This is a genomic window from Clostridium sp. K13, from assembly GCF_019734195.1.
Lineage (GTDB): Bacteria > Bacillota > Clostridia > Clostridiales > Clostridiaceae > Clostridium.
In genome coordinates this window covers 23,401-47,384 of sequence record NZ_JAASHM010000026.1, presented here as the reverse complement: position 1 = coordinate 47,384, position 23,984 = coordinate 23,401, and the positions used below count along the sequence as shown (strand labels likewise).

Sequence of the window (23,984 nt, the reverse complement as noted above, 5' to 3'; positions counted from 1 at the left end):
ATATGGAGCGGGTAGTGGGAATCGAACCCACCTTTCCAGCTTGGAAGGCTGGAGTATTACCGATATACGATACCCGCGCATCGACTACGTTGTTTAGTATATTATCTTTGTCGACCTTTGTCAACATTATTTTAGCATTTTTTATTTTATTTTTTAGCCAAGTATTTAATAGACTATTATTTTATTTAAATGCTATAATGTAAATGATTAACTAGAGTTTTATCTAATTGCTTTAGGTTATAACAATTACGCCTCTTTTTAGGTGTGGGTTAACACAATCTATGCTAATAGATAAATACTTATAACCTTTAGATGAATTTAAACCTTCACCTAAAGCTAAAAATTTATTTTATATTATGGAGAGGATTATACTTATGAAAGAAATAATTATGGCAAATGGTAATATTAAAGCATCTGAAATTGGATTAGGATGTATGAGAATTGCAAAGCTTGATAAAAATACTGTTAATAGTTTAATAAATACAGCTTTAGATTGTGGCATTAACTTTTTTGATCATGCTGATATTTATGGTGCTGGTAAATCGGAAGAAATATTTAATGAGGCTATATCATTAACACCATCTCTAAGAGAAAAAATTATTATACAATCTAAATGTTCTATTAGATCTGGTATGTATGATTTTTCTAAAGACTATATTATAAATTCTGTAGATGGTATTTTAAAAAGATTAAATACAGAATATTTAGATATATTATTACTTCACAGACCTGATACTTTAATGGAACCTGAAGAGGTAAATGAAGCTTTTGAAAAACTATATAAAGAAGGAAAAGTACGAAATTTTGGTGTTAGTAATCACAATGCTATGCAAATAGAGTTGTTAAATAAATATTTAACTAATAAAGTTACTATTAATCAACTTCAATTTAGTATTATGCATACTGGAATTATTGATTCCGGAATAAATGTTAATATGAAAAATTCATCTTCAATTGATAGAGATGGATCAATTTTAGAATATTGTAGATTAAAAGATATAAATATACAAGCATGGTCACCATATCAATATGGATTCTTTGAAGGTACATTTATAGATAATCCAAAATTCCCTGAGCTTAATAAAAAACTTGCTGAAATAGCTGACAAATATAATGTAAGTAAAACTGCCATAGCAACAGCATGGATACTTAGACATCCTGCTAAGATACAAACTATTGTGGGAACAACAAATAAAAATCGTTTAAGAGATATCTGTACTGCTTCAAATGTAAATCTAACTAGACAAGAGTGGTATGAAATTTACTTATCTGCTGGTAACATGCTACCTTAGAAAATTAAAGTAATATAAAAAATAACTATAATATTTAAACACTATAAAATAAGTTTTATTAAATATTGAAAAATATAAGCTTAAAAAGCTAAAGAACCATAGTTAAGGTGAATTCTTTAGCTTTTTTAATTATAATAAAAATTTGTCTCTTATAATTTTTGCAACAGCATCTGCTTCAATATTTGTATTATCGATTTTTATATAATTTTCTTTTTGTATTTCATTATCATATGAATTTAGTCTATAATAAGACTCCAATTTTTGGAATAATAGTTCTGATTGTTGAATATCTCTTTTACTTGGTTTATTTAAAAGCCTATTTTCAGTTTTATTTCTCTTTAATCTCAAATTATAATCTGCTGCTAGTTCAATATAATAAATCTGCGCCCCTCTTAACTTAAATAAATCTTCAACATAATTAATATAATCCCAATCTTCTTTACTATCCAATGCCCACATAAACGTAAAAATCATTCCATATTCATCACTTTTAGAGAAAGCTTCAAAAATTTCTTTTCTAAATAATGTAGTCAATCTATTTCTTTCCTCTGGCATATTTCTAAATAAATCTGATACAATATCAATTGTCATATGATTATGAAATAATTTAAGTCCTGTTAACTTTGCTAATTCTTGCCCAACTGTCATTTTCCCAACAGCATGTGGACCAAATATTATTACTAACTTCATCCTGATTGCTACTCCACTTTACTATAATATTTTCTCTTATACTGTATGAATATATTTTAAAACTTTATCCTTTACAAAACCAATACTACTTTCTATTGTTGATTTTTCAAATGGCGAGTGAAGATTGGCTACCTCTAATAACTCATTATAGGATAAGCTTCCACCAGCTGAACAAAGCTTACTATAATCCTTCCATGTTTCTTCTCTATTTTCACTCATACGTTTAGCAAATTCCATAGCTGACATTGCTGATAATGCATAACTAATAAGATAAAATGGGAACATGTAAATCCCAATACTTCTAAATAATGAAGCACCCTGTACCATATACTCCTCAACTTCAGAAAAATCAATTTCTGGACTAAGTTCTATCATCCCTTCATAATACCTTCTTGCTCTTTCCTCTGGAGTTTTATCTGGATTACTATAAAGCCAACTTTCATATTCATTTATTGCACAATACCCTATAAGTTCAGATAAAGATTGATTAAGATGTTGGAAGCAAAACTTATCTGCATCTTCTCCAAAGAATAATTCTGCATAATCATGAGTAAAATGCTCCATAGTTTTTGAAGGAATTTCTGCAACATCATTTGGCATTTCTGAATATCCAATAAGCTTTTGATTATTTAAACTCATATACATTTGATAAGCATGACCAACTTCATGTGTTAATACAGATACATCATGTATTGACCCTGTACAATTTCCAAATACATAAGGAAATTTAATATTAAATAATTCTGTACAAAATCCCATACCAGAAATTTTATTAGGAGAGGCTGTTATATCAATATAATCATCATCAACCATTGTATTATATAATTTACTTATATCATTACCCAATTCTACATACATTCTTTTAGCATTTTGTCTTAATTTTTCTCCATTCCCTACCAGTGTTGCATTTCCATCTAAAAATTCATATTGACTATCATATGAAGCAAGCTTTTTTAACCCTAATCTTTTAGCTTGTTCCTTATCTAACATAGAACAGAAATCTATAACCTCTTCCTTTTTATCTAAAAATGCTTTATTTAAAGCCATTGCAGCCTGTCTTCTTACTTCTCTATCTTCTCCCCTAATATACTTATCTATTACTCTCTCCCCAATATTTATTTTATAACTCTGATTATATGTAATAACACACTATTTATTACATCTTTTAACCCATAGTTAATTTAGCTTATTTAACTATTGTAACATTTTTTATTTAATTGGATATTATTTCTATAAAGCATCAAAGAATTATTATATTTATATTAATAATATAAATACTCTGAATAGTATCTTACATTGAATAGTTCTACAAACAATGATAAACTTTATTATATGAAAATAAATATTAACAATAGGAGGACAAATGAAAAGAAAAAATAAATCACTTTTTTTTATTATATTTTTAACTATGTTTAGCTCACTTGTATTTAATATGGCTCATCCAGTTACGCCTATGTTTATTAATAAGCTTGGTTTACCAACCTTTATGTTTGGATTATTCTTCGCAACTATGTCTATTGGAAATTTCATAGGGTCACCATTATTCGGTACTTTATCAGATAAAAAAGGTCGAATCAAATTCTTAATATTAGGTGCTATAGGATATGGTATAAGTCAGCTTGGATTTGGTTTTAACACTAATCCATTTATAATACTAATATTTAGATTTACAGGTGGCTTTTTTGTAGTAAGTTATTTAACTACATCACTAGCATATTTAACTGATATAACTACAAAAGAAAATAGGACAAAATATATTACCTACTATGCTGCTGCAAATACAATTGGTGGATCTCTTGGTTCTCTTCTTGGTGGAGTAATAGGTAATAGTAATTTTAAATATACTTTCTTTTTACAATTTATTTTATGTATGATTTTAGGTATTCTAGCTTATTTATTATTAGAAGAGCCTCAAAAAGCAAATTCTTCTACTTCTTCTAAATCATATAATTTCAAGAAAGTTAATTACTCTAATATTTTAAATAAAAATTTAATAATTATGTTTATAGTAGTTATTGCCTTTTACTTTGCCTCAACAAGCTATAACTCAACTATTAATTATTACATAGAGGACGTATTAAAGCTACCACCAACCTTTATAGGTGTATTTTTAGCATTTGTCGGAATTGTAGGGTTTATTGTAAATTTAATATTTACTCCTTTACTGGCTAAACATTTTAAGGAAATAAATTTATTTAAAGTTATAACTATTTGTATTACACTTTCATTAATATTAATGGTTATATCTAACAATGTTATTTTATTCTTAACATGTGCTGTAATATTTGCATCATTTGCAACTATACATATTCCATTGCAGCAAAGTATTATTACAAAGCTCTCAAAAGAAAACTATGGTTCCCTTATGGGTATCTTTAATTCATCTAAAGCAGTAGGTCAAGTAACTGGTTCATTAAGCGCTGGATTTATTTTTGATTTAGGAAATAAACTTTCTTTCTTACTTTCTGCCATTATAGTTTCCATAGCTTTTGTGATATTGCTTTATTTAAAGTCAAGCTTAATTATTAATACTAAAAGCTCATAATAAAAACACTCAAGAATTCTTTATGAAATCTTGAGTGTTTTTTACTTTTATCTTAATTCTTTTATAGCTTCTCTTGTTATTACTAGCTTTTCTTCAACATCCCTTATATTACTTCTCGCCATACCTAAAAACAGCATATCTATTATAGCTAATTGAGATATTCTTGAAGTCATAGCACCTTCTCTTAATGATTTTTCAACATATGGTACATGCAATGATATATCTGAAAAACTCTCTAATTTATTGTCAATACTAGCTTTAGTTATTCCAATTACAGGAACATTATTTTCTCTAGCATTTTTTGCACATAATAATACTTCCTTTGTTTCCCCTGAATATGATATTACTACAGCTACATCACCTTCTTGCATTAGTACTGATGATGTTACTTGAAGATGCGTATCCTCATGAACTATACATCTTTTATTTATTCTACTTAATTTATAATAAAAATCTAAACCAACTAAGCTTGATACACCTACACTAAAAATATATATTGTTTTAGCATTTGTTAATAACTCTACCGCTTTATCCAATTCTTCTTCACTTATTAAGTCTACAGTTTCATCTATAATTGAGTGTATAGAACTTTTCACCCCATTAACTATACTTCTTGTACTTAAATCTTTATCTAAATATTTAAACTCCCCATTACTCTTTTTTTCATTTAAACTTATAGATAACTTTATTTTCATTTCATTCAAACTACTAAAACCTAACTTTTTTGCAAATCTAACAACTGTAGGTGCCGATGTCTTTGTTGCTTCAGCAATTTCTTTTGCCGACATATCAACTATTTTAATATTTTCAAGTAACAAATAATCTGCTATAAGCTTTTCTCTATCTGTAAATTTATCATAATTCTGCTTTATATACTGTAGTAAATTCATTTCTTCACATCCTATTACTTATTTATTATATTAAAATAAAATCTTTTTCCATTTCGAATATATTTTAATAAATAAAGTCTATTTTGTAAAATAGATGCTACAACATTAGTTCTTTTATCACCCTTTTGATTTACCTTTAATATCTGTAATTCTCCCATATATCTTTGATAATGTACATTATCTATAGTTATATCTCCATATTCCTTATTAATTGTATTTTCTGGCTCTATTATATTTTCACCTAAAATAATTCTACTTTCTGCTGCCCTTATAGCATCTCTAGCCTCATCAGTTCTTGATGAATAAATTTCACTTAATAATTTTTTTGTAATTTCATTATTTACCTTTAATTTAATATCTAACTCTATAGCATCCTCTTTTAAATTTGATAAATCTGTTAATTCTTCTAAGCTAGGAAGGGAATCCCCTATAAATACCGAATCATTTCCTAATGCAAATAGATGATTAGCTGCTTCTCTAATTTGCAAATCTCTGTGATCTTCTAATGTAGGTAATCCATCTTTTAGTGGACTTCTTTTTCTATTATTTGATTGAACAAAAGCACAAACTTTAATACCTCTTTCCTTCAAAATTTCATTTTTATTAACCATACACTCTTCTGAAATTCCTGTCCCACGTCTAGGGTAAAAATTATGAAGAGCATCTATATTTTTATAATCTGGTTCATATTTATCCAGCTTTTCAAAAAATTCTTTGGTTATTGTAGATGCATTAAGTTGAATTTTAATACCATAAGTGTTTTTACTCATTTTTGCAATTTCATATTCTGTATAACCAAAATCTAGTCTTATAGTTTTTACCCCTAACTTCATTAAGCCTTGTAAGTCCATATTCTCTAATTCTAAAAATTTAAATGTATTAGGAGAAATATCACTTATTATATCCATATTTTTTTCTTTAGCCAATTTAAAAAATTCACTTACTTCAACCTTTAATTTATCATAATTAGCCTCTGGAATATGCAAAGATGTAAATATTCTAGTAAAACCTAATTTCTCTGCATTAATTAATAAATAAATATTTTCTTCCATTGTATTATCTAATCCAAAATAAACTGAAAAACCTAAACTCATATTTCTAACTCCTAATATAATTTTTAGACTGTATTTATTTTAATGAATTAAATACAGTCTAAATTTTGATTTAATCTTTTAATTTGTTAATTATGAAGTCTTTTTTTCTTAAATAAAATTACTCCACTTACTACTACTAAACAACCTAATACAACATATATTATTGAGTTATTACCTCCTGTACTTGGTAATTTATCATTATTATTTGCACCCCCATTGCTTGTACCATTATTAGAACCACCATTAGTTCCATTATTTACATTACCATTACCACTATCATCATCTTCTTTTTTATCTTCTTCATCTTCAACACCACTTCCTGGCTTTCCTGGATGAGATTCTTTTAATTCAAGACCTTCAATAGTTTTATTTAATTTATTTATAGCTTCAGTAACCATTTCTTGCTCATCTATTGATAGATTATTATTTTCTAATATACTAATAGCATTAGATATTTCTGCATTTAATAATTCTATACTTGTAGTAGTATACTTACTATCATCTATAGCTTTAGCCTTATCTACTAATTCTTTAAGTTCTGTTTTATCTGCCGCTTCTACAAGAGACTCCCTTGCATTATTTAAATTACTTAAAGCATTATTAACCTCTTTTTCAGTAGCTTCTTCATTTTCTTTTATAGCTTTAGCTTCTTCAATTGCAGATACTAATATATTTTTACTATTTTCTGTGTATAAATCTAAATCAATGCCTTCAGCTTCAATAATTGCTTTACATAATTCACCTTTTCAGCCTTTAATTGTAAATTCATCATAGAGTTATATAGCTCTTCATAAATTTTATAAACATCTATTTCTGAAGCATCTTCTACAACTAAAATATCATTAGCTAATTGTAACGCATTCATAAACTCTTCTTTACCATCACTTAGGAATCTATCTATATCAATTTCTTCAGCCATTCTTACTAAATCTGCTAAATTATTTATATCTCCAACTGGAATTCCTAGCTTTTTATATTCAACTAAAATATCATTATATGATTTTGCTATATCTTGAACTGTTACATCCTTATTTTCATAAACTGAAATTGCAATCTCTAAAACATTATTGAAAGATATTTTAATTTCTTCTTCTACTTCTTCTAATATTCCATCTTCTACTTTTGAAGTAGCTGCTTCTATAGCTTTTTTAAGCTCTGTTTTATTTAGTAATACTAAATTTTCTTTTGCTAATGATAGTTCTTCTATAGCAACTAATATTTCTGTCTTATTAGCTTCCTCAGCTTTATTAGCCACAGTTACTGCATTTTCATAAGCACTAACAATATTATTCCATGTGGTAGTTTGGTAATGAATACCTTCTTCTATATCTTGACCATTTTCAACAATAGTCTTTGTAGAATTAATTAACTCATTTAACTCACTAAGCTCTGCTTCATAGCTTGGAACTTCTACCGGTTCAAGATTTAACTTTTTAAGTCTTTCATTAAAAATAATTATTTGTTCACGATGTTTTTCAACATCTAATCTAGCAACCGCTTCTCTTGCATATCTTAAATTATCTTCTGTACCTCTTTCTTCTGCAATAGTTATTGCTGTATCAATTTTAGAATATACAGATTGTAAAACTGCTTCACCAAGATAGCTTGTAGGATTATATAATTTCAAGTTTTCAGTTACCATTTGTGATACATTAGCATCTAATGCTTCATTATTATCATGAATTATTGATTCATAAACTAATGTTGGAATAGTCCCTAATGTTGCAGTTGTAAATTTATTTCCAAAGAATGTATTAGCATTTTTAATATTATCTATAACTGGTGAGTTTATTTTATTTGTTAATAATACAACTACTAACTCACTTTCTGGATCTATTACTGTTAATGTTCCTGTCCAACCTTGATGTCCTATAGTATTTTCTGATGATTGAGTTCCGAAATACCATACTCTTCCGTTGTCTCCTTCTCTCCACCATCCTAATCCCCATGTTGGGCTTGATGATTTTCTCTTTGTAAATTCATCAATTGTATTCTTAGAGAAGAATTTATTATTTCCGTACCCACCATCATTTAACATTACTTGAGCTAATTTTGCTAAATCTTCTGCATTTGCAAATAATCCTGCATGTCCAGAAACTCCATCCATTGAATAGTAAGCATTTTCATCATGAACTTCACCTTGGATAGTATAATCACCAATATTTTCAAAGCTTATTGCACCATCTCTACTATTACCATTAAGTTCTGTTGCTGCTATATTTTCCTTTTCAAAACCTTTTTCTAACGGATTATAAACTATGTTCTTTAATCCTAATGGTTTATAGAATGTATTTTCTACATAGTCATCTAAATCCATTCCTGTTACTTCCTCAACTATAAGACCTAGAAGCATATAATCTACATCTGAATAAACAGTCTTACTTCCTGGCTCGTATTGAAGTGGTGTTTTTAAAATCATTTCCTTCGTAGTTTCTTTATCTTGAGAATATAAAGGGTTATCTACATTTTGATCTGGTTTTTGCGTTTCTTGATTAAACTTATCATTATGATATTGTGGGTCTGCAGGAAAACCAGCTTGATGTTCTAATATGTTTTGTATTGTTAAATTAGCTTTTCCTTTTATAGGATCATTTTCACCATCTACAAACTCCGGGAAGAACTTAGTTATCTTATCAGAAATCTTTATAGTTCCATCACTTACTAACTTTTGAATTGCATAATTAGTTGAATACATTTTTGTATTTGATGCTATATCATATAATGTATCCGTTGTAACTTCATTAGAATCTGTTTTTAATGTACCATCTTGATTGTATGAATTTACATTTGAAGGTATACATATTATTAATTATTAAAGTATCATCAACATAATCCAAACAATCAGGGAATGTTAAATCTGCTTGTAAGCCTTGTGTATTTATATTACCCGTATCTCTTATAATTCCATAATTCATTGTTGCAGTGACATTCTTATAAGGTGTATTTACTATAGATGTCATAAATGTTAAAGCCATTACTATACTAAATATTCTCTTTTTAGATATCATCTCTTCACCTAACCCCTCTTAAACCACTTAATTTATTTAATTACTTAAAATATTTTCATAATATTTATTATTTACCCTTTAATATAATATAGTTTTAAAGCATGAAAAATTCATAAATAAAGAGCAGTAATTAATATCAAATATCTACTGCTCCTTATCTAGTCTAAAAATTATTCTGTTGGATCTTCAAAGCCTAATATTGACGTAAAGAAAAATCCTGCTACATATGATGCTAAAACACCAACTAAGAATGGTAATATCTTACCATCTGCAATTAATAGTGCAAGTGGTAATCCTGATACTCCTAATGCAACAGCTCCAACCTTAAATAAAGCCATTACTGCTCCACCTACAGCTGCTCCTAAACAAGCTCCTAAGAATGGCTTACCAAGTGGTAATGTTACACCATATATTAATGGTTCTCCTATTCCTAAAATACCTGGTATTAATCCATTTTTAGCTGTTCTCTTTAATCTTTGATTTTTTGTCTTCTTAACAACAGCAAATGTTGCTCCTACTTGAGCCATACCTGCAGCTGCTAAAGCTGGTAATAATATTGTAAATCCAACGTTTGCAATTAAATCTGCATGAATTGGTGTTAATGCTTGATGCATTCCTGTCATAACAAGTGGTAAGAATAATCCACCTGATATTGCTCCTGATAGAACTGAAACAAAAGTATTATCTGAAGCAATTGTATTCGCCACTAATATCCCCATAGCATCTGATATAGTTCCACCTATTGGTTGAAGTACAAATAATGCTGCTAAAACTGATACTGTTATTGTAACTAATGGTGTTACAAATAAATCTAAAACATCTGGCACAAACTTTCTGCATTGCTTTTCAACAAAAACTGCTAATGCAACAACTAATATAACTGAAATAATTCCTCCACGACTTGGTGTTAATGCTTTTCCAAATAAAGTTATATTTGCAAGAGCTGCTGATGATAAAACTCCACCTAATGCTCCACCTATCATTGGCATTTGAGAACCAAATTCTTTAGCTGCATTTACCCCTACTAATATTGGTAAAATTGCAAATACTGCATTACCTATTAACCCTATTATTTGAGCCGCATTTGTAGTTTTATATGCATCTCCAAAATAAACTCCAGCTATATTGTTTACAGCAAGTACAAGTCCACATGCAACGAATAGTGGAATTAATGGGATAAATATATTTCCTAATTTTTTAAGAATATTTTTAAACTTTGTATTATTCTTTTCTTTTAACTTAGCCTTTGTTGCTTTTACAGCATCCTCTCCAATTACAACCCTAGTTCCTACTATTTTTTTAACTTCTTCTGTTATTTTATTAACCTTTCCTGGTCCATAAATAACTTGTAATTGACCTTTAGCCTCTACAACACCTAATGTTCCTTCAGCTTTTTTAATTTCCTCAATTTTAGCTTTCATTGGATCTACTAACTCTAATCTACAACGAGTCATACAGTTTTCAACTGATTTAATATTTTCTTTTCCTCCAACAAGCTTTACTAAATTCTTTGCAATAGCTTCATTTGTAATGGTTCCTTGCTTTGCCATCTTCTCTTCCCCCCATATTTTTTTAAACTATTTCCATTGCTTTTGCAATGTATCCCTTATTTTTTGACAGTTTTTCTTTTGCATCATTTATATTTAATCCTGACAATATCATAAATATTGCAAGCTTAACATCAAAGTTTGTTTCTTTTAAAGTTTTTTCAGCTTGTCCCCTTTCGACTCCAGTTGCTTCACAAACTATTCTTTTTGCTCTTTCCACCAATTTTTCATTTGTTGCTTTAACATCTACCATTAGATTTCCATAAACTTTTCCTAGTTTTATCATAGTTCCTGTTGATAGCATATTTAAAACTAACTTTTGAGCTGTTCCTGCTTTAAGCCTTGTTGAACCTGTAACTACTTCAGCTCCAACTATTGGTGCTATTGAAATTTGAGCTACTTTTGAAACTTCTGAATCCCCATTACATGTAACAGATATAGTTAAAGCTCCAATATCATTTGCATATTTAAGTCCTCCAATAACATATGGAGTTCTTCCTGATGCAGCTAATCCTACAATTACATCATTCTCACTTAAAGATTTATCTTTTAAGTCTGTTATAGCTAATTCCTCAGAATCTTCTGCACCTTCTTTAGCTCTAAAGATAGCCTCTTTTCCACCTGCAATTATTCCTTGAACTAATTCTTCTGAAACACCATAAGTTGGTGGACATTCAGATGCATCTAATATTCCAAGTCTTCCTGAAGTTCCAGCTCCTATATAAATAAGCCTTCCACCTCGATTTATTCTATCTACTATTCCATCTATAGCTTTAGCTATATTTTCTAATTCATTTTCAACTGCAAAGGCAACTTTTTTATCTTCATTATTTATTATTTTTACCATTTCTAAGGTTGATACCTTGTCTATATTTAATGTATTTTCATTTCTACTTTCAGTTGTTAATTTCTCTAATACAATCATTTCAACATCCCTCACCTTGTTTACGTTTTCAATCTTTATACTTATATTACCACCTATGAAACCTTATTTCAATATATTTTTTAAAAAATTTTATTTTATTTCATTTTTCTTGTATTTTTATTTCATTTACAAAAAAATGAAGTTGTATACCAACTTCATTTTTCCTTTTCTATTTAGTTGTAATTACAATTTCATCATCTTTACCATCAATAGTAACATGTGAACCATAATTTATATCTCCAGCAATTATTAATCTTGCTAATTTATTTTCTAAAGTATTTTGAATATATCTCTTAAGTGGTCTTGCACCATAAACTGGGTCATATCCCTCAACTGCTAGTATATGCTTAGCTTCTGGAGTAACATCTAAAGTTATATTTCTATCCTTTAATCTATTAGCAACCTCATTTACAAAAATATCAATAATCTTAGTGATTCCATTTTCAGATAATGGTTTAAACATTATAATATCATCTACTCTGTTTAAGAATTCTGGTTTGAACCTCATCTTCATTTCATTCATTACTTCTTCTCTAATATTTGGATCTATACCATTTTCATCTTTATTCTCTAAAAGATAGCTACTTCCAATATTAGATGTCATTATAATTATTGTATTTTTAAAATCTACAGTTTTTCCCTTATTATCAGTAAGTCTACCATCATCTAGTATTTGCAAGAACATATTAAATACATCTTCATGAGCTTTTTCAATCTCATCAAATAATATTACACTATATGGCTTTCTTCTAACAGCCTCTGTTAATTGACCACCTTCTTCATATCCCACATATCCTGGAGGCGCTCCAACTAATCTAGATACAGCATGTTTCTCCATATATTCAGACATATCAATTCTTATAATGTTATCTTCAGAATCAAAAAGATTTCTTGCTAGAGTCTTTGCAAGCTCTGTTTTACCTACACCTGTTGGTCCTAAGAAAATAAACGAACCTATTGGTCTATTAATATCCTTTAATCCAGCTCTTGCTCTAAGAATTGCAGATGTAACAGATGTAATTGCTTCCTCTTGGCCTATTACTCTCTTTTGCATTTCATCTTCAAGTCTTAATAATTTTTCTCTTTCACCCTCTAATAAATTAGATACTGGTATACCAGTCCATCTTGATAATACTTGTGAAACCTCTTCCTCTGTAACTTCTTCCTTTAATAAGGCCCCTTCATAATTTTCTTTAACTTCAACTTCCATTTGTTCAATGGCAGCTTCTAAGCTTGGAATCTCACCATATTGAATTTCTGCTGCTTTATTATAATCATATTGTCTTTGCGCAGCTTCTAAGTTACCTCTTGCCTCATCAAGCTTACCTTTTAATTCTTTTAATTTTAAGATAGCGCCTTTTTCACGATCGAACTTAGCTGTCATTTCATCATTTTTAGCTTTTAATTCTGAATATTCCTTTTCTAATGCTTCTAACTTTTTCTTAGAACCTTCATCTTTTTCTCTAGTTAATGCTTCTTTTTCTATTTCAAGTTGAACTATTCTTCTTCTTATGGCATCTAACTCCGCTGGAAGAGAATCTATTTCTGTTCTTATCATAGCTCCAGCTTCATCAATTAAATCAATAGCTTTATCTGGTAAATATCTATCTTGAATATATCTATCAGAAAGCTTTGCTGCTGCAACTATAGCTGAATCATGAATTCTAACTCCATGATGAATTTCAAATCTTTCTTTTAATCCTCTTAAAATTGAAATTGCATCCTCTACTGAGGGCTCATCAACAATAACTGGTTGGAATCTTCTTTCAAGAGCTTTATCTTTTTCAATATATTGTCTATATTCATCAAAAGTAGTAGCTCCAATACAGTGTAATTCACCTCTTGCTAATAATGGTTTAATTAAATTACCAGCATCCATTGCTCCATCAGTTTTACCTGCTCCAACAATTGTATGAATTTCATCTATAAATAATATAATTTTACCTTCACTATTTTGAACTTCTTTCAAAACAGCTTTTAATCTTTCTTCAAATTCACCTCTATATTTAGCTCCAGCAATTAAAGAACCCATATCTAATGAGAATATTATTTTATCTTTTAATCCCTCAGGAACATCCCCTCTTACTATTCTTTCAGCTAACCCTTCAACGATAGCAGTTTTACCAACACCAGGTTCACCAATTAAAACTGGATTGTTTTTAGTTCTTCTTGAAAGAATTCTAATTGTTCTTCTTATTTCATCATCTCTTCCTATTACAGGATCTAACTTATGCTTTTTAGCAAGCTCTACTAAATTTGTACCATATTTAGCTAAGGCATCATAAGTTCCTTCTGGGTCTTGAGTATCAACTCTTTGACTACCTCTAACTTCAGATAATACTTTCATAAAGTTATCTTTAGTAACATTGTATTTATTTAATATTTGCTTAGCTGCACCATTTTTATCTACATCTATTATTGCTAATATTAAGTGTTCAACACTTATATAGGAATCTCCAAATTTCTTTGCTAAATCATCAGCTTTTACTAATACTTCATCAACTTGTCTAGTAATATAAACACCTGATCCATTAGCTCCTTCACCCATAACCTTCGGCATTTTATCTAGAGCATTTTTTATATCAACCATCATCATCTTCACATTTATTCCCATCTTAGTAAAGATATTAGGGATTAATCCATCTTCAGCTTCTACTAACGCAGAAAATAAATGAATAACATCTATTTGTTGATGATTATATTTTACTGCAGTTAAATTTGCATCATTTAGTGCTTGTTGTACTCTCAATGTCATTCTTTCAACATTCATTTCTACTCACCTCTTATTAGTATTCTTAACTTTAATTTTATTTTAATACAAAAGTCAAAGAAAGTCAAAGTAAATTTTATTTTTATTTTTTACTTTTTATTCCATAATATAGTATACCACTTTTTATATATTTTTTTGTTTTTAATGGTAGTTATTGTTATAATATTTACAAGATGAATTTATATAGAAATTAGAGGTGAAATTTTGAGAAGAGAATATATAAATTATCCCTTTGAGCTACCTATTAAAATATCATATTTGAATATTAAAAATTATCCAACTCATTGGCATAATTCAATTGAAATTATATATGTGTTAAAGGGTTCTTTACACATAAAAATAGATACTGATTCATTCACTTTAAACGAACGTGAAGTTGAAATAATAAATTCAGATGAATCTCATGAAATCCAAGGAATTGATGACAATAAAGTATTAATTTTTAATATTGATCCATTTTTCTTCGAAAAATATTATAAAGATATAAATAATATATTTTTCTATACTAATTCTAATGAATATGAAGATCAAAATGGACCTGAATATGAAGAATTAAAAACCTTTTTATCTCAAATGCTTTGTGAATATGTTCAAAAACTTGAGGATTATGATGAAGAAATAGAAGAGATACTTATAACACTACTTTATCATTTAGTTAATAACTTTCATTATTTAACTCATGAAAAAGAAGAATTGAAAGAAAAAACTGATCAATTAGCTAGATATCATAGAATTTCAAAGTATATATATAATAATTATAATAATAATATTACTCTGCAAGAAATTGCAAAAAAAGAGTTCTTAAGTCCACATTATTTATCTCATGAGATAAAATATGCTACAGGATATAGCTTTACAGACTTAATTAACTTAACTAGAGTTGAGGAATCTATAAAACTATTACTAGATAGCGATATGAGCATTTCTGAAATATCTGATGAAATAGGATTTTCTCATGTGCGTTATTTTAATAAAAATTTCAAATATTATTACAATTGCACACCTCTTCAATATAGAAAGAAGTATGCTACTACAGAAAAAGAATATGAATTATCTAAGCAATATATAGAACTTTCTCTTAGTGATGCACTTGAAAGTCTTTCTTATAGCCTAGAAAACTATAACAGATTTAATTTTGAAAATAAACTTTGGAATATTCATGTTGATGTTGATAAAATATTATATCCATTAGAGAAGGACTTTAAGGAATGTATTAATTTAGGCGAATCCTTTGACCTTTTAATTGAAGATAATAAAGATATCTTAGAGGAAATACAAGAAGAAATACATTTTGAATATGGACGTCTTGAAAAAATGTTTCATAGTGATATGGGTGTATTTTTAGATTCAGATTTTTATAATTGGAATAAAGCAAAAGGAGTATTGGAGTTTTTATCTAATATTTATCTAAAGCCTCTTATTTTACTTGATAACTTAGATTACTCTCTAGAAAAGTATATTAATATTTTAAGCAGCTTTTTAGATTATTTTACAGAATTAGATATTGTTGAAGTCTCTGAATTTAAATTTCAATTTGATTCTCGATTGTCTGCCGATATTAAAAATAATCTTCGTGATTATATAAAAAATTCTTATGAATTAGAAGTTTCTGAAATGGACTTTACATGTAAATCTGATCTTAACTCTCTTTACGATACAGCTTACATGCTTCCTTATATAATTCATAATACTATTTTCAAAGGTAATTCTTTAAATTTTCTTAAAGCCTTTGATGTACTTGAAAAAGAAATAAATATTACAAATGAAGTATTTATAGGTGCTCCTGGTATAGTTAATGATATGGGAATTAGAAAACCATCATATTATGCTTATTATCTATTAAGTAAATTAGGCAATGATATAATTGCACTAGATGATGGATATATTGTTACAAAATCAGATAACTCTTATGCTATTCTCCTATACTCACACAATGATGATGTTAACACTTTAGTTAGCTATGAGGATATTTACCAACAAGGTGGAGTAAAAAAATCTTTTGAAAGAAAATATTCTCTTAATATAGTAAATATTAAAAATTCAACTAGAATTATTACCTATGAACTTAATGAATCTATAGGTTCTTCCTATAATTATTGGCTTGCAATGGGATCTCCAGATAGACTTGCTAAAGAAGAAAAAGAAATTCTTCATAAAGCATCTTATCCTAAAATAGAATTTAAATATTCTAAAAAAAGTTCGGTTTTAAATATAATTACAGAACTAAAAGGTTATGGTGCAAAGCTAATAGTTCTAAAAAATATAAAATAATGTACAGAAAACACCTTTTTTAGGTGTTTTTATGCTTTTTCTACTTATTTACTTTTTATTATTTAACACTTATTGTACAAAAACTAAAGCATCTACATGAATACATTAATTTTATTTTTAAGATATACTAATAATATAAATTGTTTTTATGAAAGGATGTTTTTTATGAGAGGGCTATTTTTTAATCCATCACTACTAAATGACACTAAATCAAAATGGTCATTTTGGATTTGGATGTCTAACCTTTTACATCACGATAACTAAATTTTTATTATGATAGTGAATAAATTAATTATAATATATAAAAAGATAGAGAAGTAATTACTTCTCTATCTTTTTATATATTATAACTTTTTTTCAATATTTATAGCTAATGTGAAGTATTTAAGTGATTCTTTTAATTCACCTAAATTATAGTATAATTCAGCCATTTCATTATATCTCTTATATCTCTCTTCATTATTAGCAAATCTAAATAAAAAGTCAGTAGATAAATTCATATACATTTCTGCTTGTATAAACTCACCTTTTCTTTGATATATCATTCCCTTGAAATAATACGCTTTTTCTATAAGCTTAATTTCATCAATATCAATTGCTAAATCTAAAGCTTCATCTGTATATTTAAAAGCCTCTTCATATTGTTTATTCTCATATAAACTTTTAATACACTCTATTAAAAATTCTCCACAGCCTTGTTTATCTTCTCTAGGGTAAATTTCAACTGCATCTTTAATTTCAAGCATTGCTTTTTCAGATTCTTGAACCTTAAAATACATTTCTCCATTCTTTCCCTTAAACTTAGCTAATTCTTTAGTGTCATTTTTCTTATACTCATATGCCTTATTTAAATATCTTTCAGCCTCTACCTTATATAACAAAATATTTAAAACTGCAAATTCGTGATAAAAATCACCTCTAGCTTTATCACTAGTGAATATATCTACAAATTCCAACACTTTCTTTAAACATTGATATGCCTTTTCGATTTCTTTAATATTTTTATAGCAAATACCTTCATAAAAACATGCATAAATATAGTTTGCTCTATCAGCTATATCATTATCTTCATAAAGCTCTCTTATTCTTGAAAAATAACTTATTGCTTCATGATATTCTGCTGTTTTCATAAAGAATGTAGCCATATCATTATAATAAACAACTACTTCTTCATTATTTTGAGTTGATTGATATAAATCATAATATTTTGAAATCAAAAGTTGAATGTTCTCAATTTTATCATTATTAATATATAATTCAAATAAAATATGAGTTAGGTTTAATGCTAAATCGTTAAATTCATATTTACATGCATACTCTAAATTATAGTTTATTATATTTTCTAACTTTTCAAATGTATAAGTGCAGTTTTTTATCTCTTCTACATTATATTTTATTTGATCATAAACATCTCTTACCAAATAGTTATAATCTACTTGTAATTTATTTGCAATATATTTAAGGGATTCTTCATCAGCTTTAATTTTTCCATTTTCTATGCAACTCATTTTTGAAATGGAAATCTTATCTCCGCATAGTTCCTTTAACGTTATTCCTTTATATATTCTAGATCTTTTAATTTTTTCTCCTGTTGATAATATTTCCATGGCTACCCCCAGCTTATTAGTTATTCAAGATACCTAAACTTCTAAAAATACCTACACCTTCATCTAAGTATCTAGCTGCTTCTGCTTCTCTCTTAGCACCAATATAGTATCTTCCAATAAGTATCGCTATTTCTGCTGCTTTTTTATTTAGTCCATTTGTTTTTGCTATATTAAATGTCTCTAATAATATACATTCTGCTTCATCAAATTTTTCTTTAATTGTATATAATCTATATCTTAAAATATTTTTTTCTATTATTTGTTCTACATTGCTTTCATCAATAAGCATTTCAATTTCAGCAAGAACTTTTTCACACTTGCTGATTTCCTTAATTTTTATGTATCCCTCACATATGTTAATTAAAGTTTCAATTACTTCACTATCTTTATTTCTAATTCTAATTTCTTTAGCTATATAATAATGTTTAAAAGCTTCTTCAAGATTATCAAATTCAAAAAATAATTTTCCTAAACTATTTTCAATAGCAGATATATTTTTTTCTTCTTGCAATTCTTTATATACTTCCAAGGTTTTCTTAGAGTATTTTATAGCATTTACTATATCTCCCTTTTTATTATATTCTTTAGATAATAACATTAATGTTTTACCATATTCTTCTCTATTTTGGACTTGCTCAAATTTTTGCTTTGCTAAAAAAGTATAATCTATAGCTTTCTTTATATTATCGATTTTAAAATAGCCTTCAGCCATTTGGTAATATATTTCCCCAAGAATAAAATCATTTCCAACATTATTATCTAAGTATACCTTTTCTGCTTGCTTTAAATAGCTTGTTGCAGAATGATATGCTTTTAAGCTTAATGTTATTTTCCCTAAACTTAAAAATGTATTAATTATTTGTTCATAGTTATTTCTTTTTATAAAAATTACATTAGCTGATAAATAAAGCTGTTGAGCTAAAACTAATTCATTTTTTTCTTTACATATATTTGCTCTTAGAAATAAATTTTTAGCTTTTCTATACTCTAAATTATACTTTTCTGCATAATACAAAGCATTTTCTATGTACTTTTCTGCACTTATGTAATCACTATTCAATACATATGTTTCTGCCATTTGCTCATAATATACACATATTTTTTCAGCTTGTGTTTCCTCTGACTCCATTAAATACTCTACAGAAGTCTGAAGCGAATTTGCTAAATACTCTAATAAATCCATAGATGGATTTGATCTACCAGATTCGACCAAACTTATTTGTCCTGGTGTAATTCTATCTCCTGCTAAGTCCTTTAGTGTCATTTCTAATTCTTTTCTACGTCTTTTAATTTTTTCTCCTAAAGTAAGTATCTCCATAGCATAATCTTCCTTTACCCACATTTATATAAATTCAAATAGTTTCTTATTATCTTTTCCATTATACCATATAAGGTTCCAAAAAAATATATTTTTTGAGCATTAATTTCAATTATACTTAAAATAATACAAAAACTGCTATAGAATTCTATAGCAGTTTTTAATACTAATTTATATAATCTAAGATATTATCATAAGCATCCCCAGCTACACATTTAAGCTTTTTGCTAGTTCTTCTGATATTTCTTTGAGTTTTTCTATCTAACTCCGGTAAAACCATCATTCCAATTGCTACTCCAAAAATAGTTCCTATTGCTAAACTCTTAATTACTTTTCCCAAAATTAACACCTCTTTTTATTAATCTATAAAAATAGTATGCGTATTTTAAAGGAAAATAATCATTTATTGTATAAATTTATATAAGCTATTCTTATTAAGTTTTATTTATCTTCATAAATAAACTTAACATAATTTAATACATTTAATTGTTTTTCAACAGTTAATTTGTTTAATATTTCATTTATATCTAAAATTATTTTATCTGATTTGTTTTCAATGGAAGTTTCACTTTTCTCTTCATTATTACTAATTATAATTTTATCTTCTTTTCCTTGAGCAAGCTTTAAAATACTTTCTTTTATTTTATTATTAGAAACAAAAATTTCATTCTTATTAAGCCATTTCTCAACTACTTTATCAGAGGTAATTCCTAACGCTTCCTTGCATTTCTCATCTACAAGTTCATTATATAAATCTCCAGTATGACTATCCACCTTAACAAATATAACTTCAATTCCTTGTCTTAATAGGCTATTAATTTTGTCATAATACGCTTCTGATGATTCATCTTTTCTTTCCCAGCTACCTGTGGCATGATGGAATATCCCTTCATAGTCATGGAATAAAACAATCTTCTTATCACCTTTACTTAAAGCGTATTCCACAGCCCTTACTGCTCCCTCTAGTTCACCTGCTATCTGTCTTATATTACTTTTACTTGTATCATCCGGTGATCCACTTTCAATATGCTCTACAACATTATTTCTAACAGCTACAACTCCATAGGCATATCTTTTACTAGCAATATTATAGCTTCCATCAACATAAACGTGTAAGCAATCTTCTGGATATTGGTCAATACCTTTCTTTAACAACTTATTTGTATCATTTAAGTATGACTTTGCACTTTCCATATCCTCAAAACTCTTATATTTAGCACCCTTTACACCTTTAACATACTTTAAGCATTCAGCCCAAGTATCAACTATTATATTTTCTATTTTTTTATTAGAGTTTGAATCAAATCCTTCTTTAATTGCATAAACCTTTTTTGCCATTTTTATCTCCTATTCTAAACTGATAAAATTTCTTCCATAACCCTATAAATACTATCTATATTCTTAGCCCCAGTAAAGTTGGTAGCATATTCAATTACATTCTTAACAACCACTAATATATCATTTTTACCTTGCCAATTTTCCATTATTATATTTAATGGCACATCTGTCATTATAACATTCAATGCAAATATTCCAATTGCTATATCATCAATTTTACCTACAAAAGGAACTTTATCAGGTATTAAATCACTTGGTATTGTAATGTAAGCAACAGCTCCTGATATTACAAGTTTAGTTTTCATGCTTACTCTTTTATCTTTAAGTAATCTATATATTAAAGCTGCAATATCTGGCAATACAAAAATATAATCTTTATATTTTTTAGCCTTTTCCGGTAACTTTCTGCTAACCTTTTCTCTTCCCTTAGTATAACAATCTTCTGTTTTCTTTATTTCTTCTTCATTAAATTCAGCTTTATTTTCTTTTTCAAAACTTATAAGTTCTATTTCTTTCTTTAACTCTCCGCCTAAAGATAAGTTTATATTTTTTAATTCTACATTTAAAACTCCATATGCACAATATATACTATGAATATCAAAATCAACATATGGAATATCCTTTAATAAGTATTTATATTGTATTATAACTTTACCATTATCATAGCTTATACCCATATCACTTAAAGATTTTAAAGCAAACTTTAATGCAATCTTTCTTAAAAATGATACTATTCCTATATTAAGAATTTTAAATCCAGTAACCTCACCATTTATTAATCCATTCTCCATAGAATTCAACTTAAATCTACATTCAAATTTTATAACAATACCTTTTGTAAATGAACCTACTATCCTTATATCTTCTTTTATTTCTATATTTTCTATATTAAGTTCTTTTATTGATACAAAATCATTATATATACTTAATAAATCTTCTCCTGTTAAACCAACATTTATATTAGAAATATTCATAGCTTGTCCTCTTTTCTCCCTCTGATACTTGTAATATTTTTCTATATACTATATACATAATATACAGTATACTTCATTTACTGAAATAATAAAAGATGATTTCCTCACTAGAAATCATCTTTATTCTCTCCGTATTATATCATTTAAGCCCCTTTATAATAATTAATTCCCCAAGTAATTATTATAATTATTTATTGCTTTTATTAAATTAAAATACCGGAACAACTGCTCCATTATATTTTTCTTCTATAAACTCTCTAACCTCATCAGATGTAAGAGCTTCTGTTAAATCCTTAATTTTTTGAGTATTTTCACTGCCTTCTTTAACAGCTAAAACATTTCTTCTTTCTTTTAAGCTTTCAATATTTTTATCTTCTGCATAGAAAGCATCATTATTTACATCAAGTCCTGCTTCTAACGCATAGTTACCATTAATTACTGCAATATCAACATCTTCTAAAACTCTTGGTAATGTTGCCGCTTCTAACTCTTTAAATTCTAATTTTTTTGGATTTGAAGTTATATCTGCTATAGTAATTAATTCTCCATCATTTACTTCAATTAATCCAGCAGCTGCTAATACTCTTAATGCTCTTGCTTCATTTGATGGATCATCTGGAACTGCAACTGTTGCTCCTTCTTCAACTTCATCAACAGATTTATACTTTTTAGAAAAAGCCCCCATTGGTTCTAAATGAATTTCTGCTGTATAAGTTAAATGTGTACCATTATCTTCATTAAATGAATTTAAGTAAGCTATATGTTGAAAATAGTTTGCATCTATTTCACCATTTTCTAATGATGTATTTGGCAATACATAGTCAGTAAATTCAACTATTTCAACTGTATATCCTTTTTCTTCTAAAAGTGGTTTTGCGACTTCCATAATTTCTTCATGAGGAACTGGTGATACACCCACCTTTATTACTTTGTCATCGTTATTTGATGAACTTCCACTATTTCCACATCCTACTAGTCCTACTGCTACTATACCTGCTATTATTACTGTTAAAATACTTCTCTTTTTCATGTAAAATTCCCCCTAAATTTATTTTAATATTACTTATTAACTTAATTTTTTATATAAATAGTTCCCTAAACTTTGCAGTCCTTGAACAATTATTATTAAAATAATTACTGTAACTATCATTACATCTGTTTGATATCTTTGATATCCATAGCTTATAGCTACTTTACCTAACCCTCCAGCACCAACACTCCCTGCCATTGCTGAATATCCTATTATATTAATTATAGTTAATGTCAATCCTGATATAATTGATGGAACTGCTTCTTTAATCATTACTTTAAATATTATTTGAGAATTTGATGCACCAAATGATTTAGCCGCTTCTATTATTCCTGAATCCACTTCTTTTAATGCTGATTCTATTATTCTTGCAACAAACGGTGCTGCTGCTATTGTTAATGGTACTATTGCCGCTGTTTCACCTATTGGTGTTCCAACAATTGCTCTAGTTAATGGAATAATAAATACTATTAAAATTATAAATGGAAAACTTCTTAGTACATTTATTACTAAATCTAAAACCTTATATATTACAGCATTTGGCTTTAACCCCTTTGGAGCTGTAACCGTTACTATTATTCCAAGTATAAATCCTAAAACACTTGCAAATAATGTCGAGAAAAATACCATATAAATAGTTTGTCCTAATGCTTCAATCATAATATTAATCATTTTGATATCCATA

20 protein-coding genes and 1 tRNA gene are annotated in these 23,984 nt (G+C 27.6%); 3 read left to right on the top strand and 18 right to left on the bottom strand.

Annotation, left to right across the window (positions count from 1 at the left end):
* Positions 1–3: 3 nt before the first annotated feature.
* Positions 4–77 (bottom strand) — tRNA-Gly (locus HCG76_RS13505).
* 297 nt (positions 78–374) lie between these two features.
* Here HCG76_RS13505 and HCG76_RS13500 point away from each other — a divergent pair.
* Positions 375–1,292, top strand: a complete 918-nt coding sequence (locus tag HCG76_RS13500) for an aldo/keto reductase (protein ID WP_221700881.1) — start codon at positions 375–377, stop codon at positions 1,290–1,292.
* A gap of 129 nt (positions 1,293–1,421) precedes the next feature.
* Here HCG76_RS13500 and HCG76_RS13495 read toward each other — a convergent pair whose 3' ends face one another.
* Together HCG76_RS13495 and HCG76_RS13490 are read right to left on the bottom strand one after the other, a co-directional pair.
* A complete protein-coding gene (locus HCG76_RS13495; RefSeq protein ID WP_221700882.1) occupies positions 1,422–1,982 on the bottom strand; it encodes an AAA family ATPase in 561 nt (186 codons plus the stop codon).
* A 36-nt stretch (positions 1,983–2,018) separates the two neighbouring features.
* Positions 2,019–3,029 carry a M3 family metallopeptidase gene (locus tag HCG76_RS13490; protein WP_221700883.1) on the bottom strand — a complete coding sequence of 337 codons (1,011 nt, stop codon included), beginning with the start codon at positions 3,027–3,029 and terminating at the stop codon, positions 2,019–2,021.
* A gap of 316 nt (positions 3,030–3,345) precedes the next feature.
* On the opposite strand from HCG76_RS13490, the gene HCG76_RS13485 reads away from it, so the two are divergent.
* Entirely contained in the window at positions 3,346–4,527 is a 1,182-nt protein-coding gene (locus HCG76_RS13485) for an MFS transporter (protein WP_221700884.1), read from the top strand.
* Between the two features lie 47 nt (positions 4,528–4,574).
* On the opposite strand, the gene HCG76_RS13480 is transcribed toward HCG76_RS13485, so the two are convergent.
* The 8 genes from HCG76_RS13480 to clpB form a co-directional block, all read right to left on the bottom strand.
* Entirely contained in the window at positions 4,575–5,417 is an 843-nt protein-coding gene (locus tag HCG76_RS13480; protein ID WP_221700885.1) for a MurR/RpiR family transcriptional regulator, read from the bottom strand.
* A gap of 14 nt (positions 5,418–5,431) precedes the next feature.
* Complete coding sequence (locus tag HCG76_RS13475; protein WP_221700886.1) at positions 5,432–6,511, bottom strand: DUF871 domain-containing protein; 1,080 nt, start codon at positions 6,509–6,511, stop codon at positions 5,432–5,434.
* Positions 6,512–6,597: 86 nt separating this feature from the next.
* On the bottom strand, positions 6,598–7,167 hold the full coding sequence (locus HCG76_RS13470) for an LPXTG cell wall anchor domain-containing protein (protein ID WP_396020917.1): 570 nt from the start codon (positions 7,165–7,167) through the stop codon (positions 6,598–6,600).
* 41 nt (positions 7,168–7,208) lie between these two features.
* Positions 7,209–9,224, bottom strand: coding sequence for a penicillin binding protein PBP4B (pbp4b, locus tag HCG76_RS13460; protein WP_311776401.1), 2,016 nt, complete (start codon positions 9,222–9,224; stop codon positions 7,209–7,211).
* A 28-nt stretch (positions 9,225–9,252) separates the two neighbouring features.
* Complete coding sequence (locus HCG76_RS13455; RefSeq protein WP_221700888.1) at positions 9,253–9,519, bottom strand: hypothetical protein; 267 nt, start codon at positions 9,517–9,519, stop codon at positions 9,253–9,255.
* 170 nt (positions 9,520–9,689) lie between these two features.
* Positions 9,690–11,051: a PTS transporter subunit EIIC gene (locus HCG76_RS13450; RefSeq protein ID WP_221700923.1), complete on the bottom strand. Its 1,362-nt coding sequence runs from the start codon at positions 11,049–11,051 to the stop codon at positions 9,690–9,692.
* A 40-nt stretch (positions 11,052–11,091) separates the two neighbouring features.
* Entirely contained in the window at positions 11,092–11,991 is a 900-nt protein-coding gene (murQ, locus tag HCG76_RS13445) for an N-acetylmuramic acid 6-phosphate etherase (RefSeq protein ID WP_221700889.1), read from the bottom strand.
* A 169-nt stretch (positions 11,992–12,160) separates the two neighbouring features.
* Entirely contained in the window at positions 12,161–14,761 is a 2,601-nt protein-coding gene (clpB, locus tag HCG76_RS13440) for an ATP-dependent chaperone ClpB (protein ID WP_221700890.1), read from the bottom strand.
* A 204-nt stretch (positions 14,762–14,965) separates the two neighbouring features.
* On the opposite strand from clpB, the gene HCG76_RS13435 reads away from it, so the two are divergent.
* Entirely contained in the window at positions 14,966–17,032 is a 2,067-nt protein-coding gene (locus HCG76_RS13435) for an AraC family transcriptional regulator (protein ID WP_221700891.1), read from the top strand.
* 344 nt (positions 17,033–17,376) lie between these two features.
* On the opposite strand, the gene HCG76_RS13430 is transcribed toward HCG76_RS13435, so the two are convergent.
* The 7 genes from HCG76_RS13430 to HCG76_RS13400 form a co-directional block, all read right to left on the bottom strand.
* Positions 17,377–18,639, bottom strand: a complete 1,263-nt coding sequence (locus HCG76_RS13430) for a helix-turn-helix domain-containing protein (protein ID WP_221700892.1) — start codon at positions 18,637–18,639, stop codon at positions 17,377–17,379.
* A gap of 16 nt (positions 18,640–18,655) precedes the next feature.
* On the bottom strand, positions 18,656–19,957 hold the full coding sequence (locus HCG76_RS13425; RefSeq protein WP_221700893.1) for a helix-turn-helix domain-containing protein: 1,302 nt from the start codon (positions 19,955–19,957) through the stop codon (positions 18,656–18,658).
* Positions 19,958–20,123: 166 nt separating this feature from the next.
* Positions 20,124–20,306 (bottom strand): YtxH domain-containing protein, encoded by a 183-nt coding sequence (locus tag HCG76_RS13420; RefSeq protein WP_221700894.1) that lies wholly within the window; start codon positions 20,304–20,306, stop codon positions 20,124–20,126.
* 92 nt (positions 20,307–20,398) lie between these two features.
* Complete coding sequence (locus tag HCG76_RS13415; protein ID WP_221700895.1) at positions 20,399–21,295, bottom strand: ribonuclease H1 domain-containing protein; 897 nt, start codon at positions 21,293–21,295, stop codon at positions 20,399–20,401.
* A 14-nt stretch (positions 21,296–21,309) separates the two neighbouring features.
* Positions 21,310–22,269 (bottom strand): YkvA family protein, encoded by a 960-nt coding sequence (locus HCG76_RS13410; RefSeq protein WP_221700896.1) that lies wholly within the window; start codon positions 22,267–22,269, stop codon positions 21,310–21,312.
* 208 nt (positions 22,270–22,477) lie between these two features.
* Positions 22,478–23,299: a MetQ/NlpA family ABC transporter substrate-binding protein gene (locus HCG76_RS13405; RefSeq protein ID WP_221700897.1), complete on the bottom strand. Its 822-nt coding sequence runs from the start codon at positions 23,297–23,299 to the stop codon at positions 22,478–22,480.
* A 36-nt stretch (positions 23,300–23,335) separates the two neighbouring features.
* Positions 23,336–23,983 carry a methionine ABC transporter permease gene (locus HCG76_RS13400; RefSeq protein WP_370778517.1) on the bottom strand — a complete coding sequence of 216 codons (648 nt, stop codon included), beginning with the start codon at positions 23,981–23,983 and terminating at the stop codon, positions 23,336–23,338.
* Between the last annotated feature and the right edge of the window lies 1 nt (position 23,984).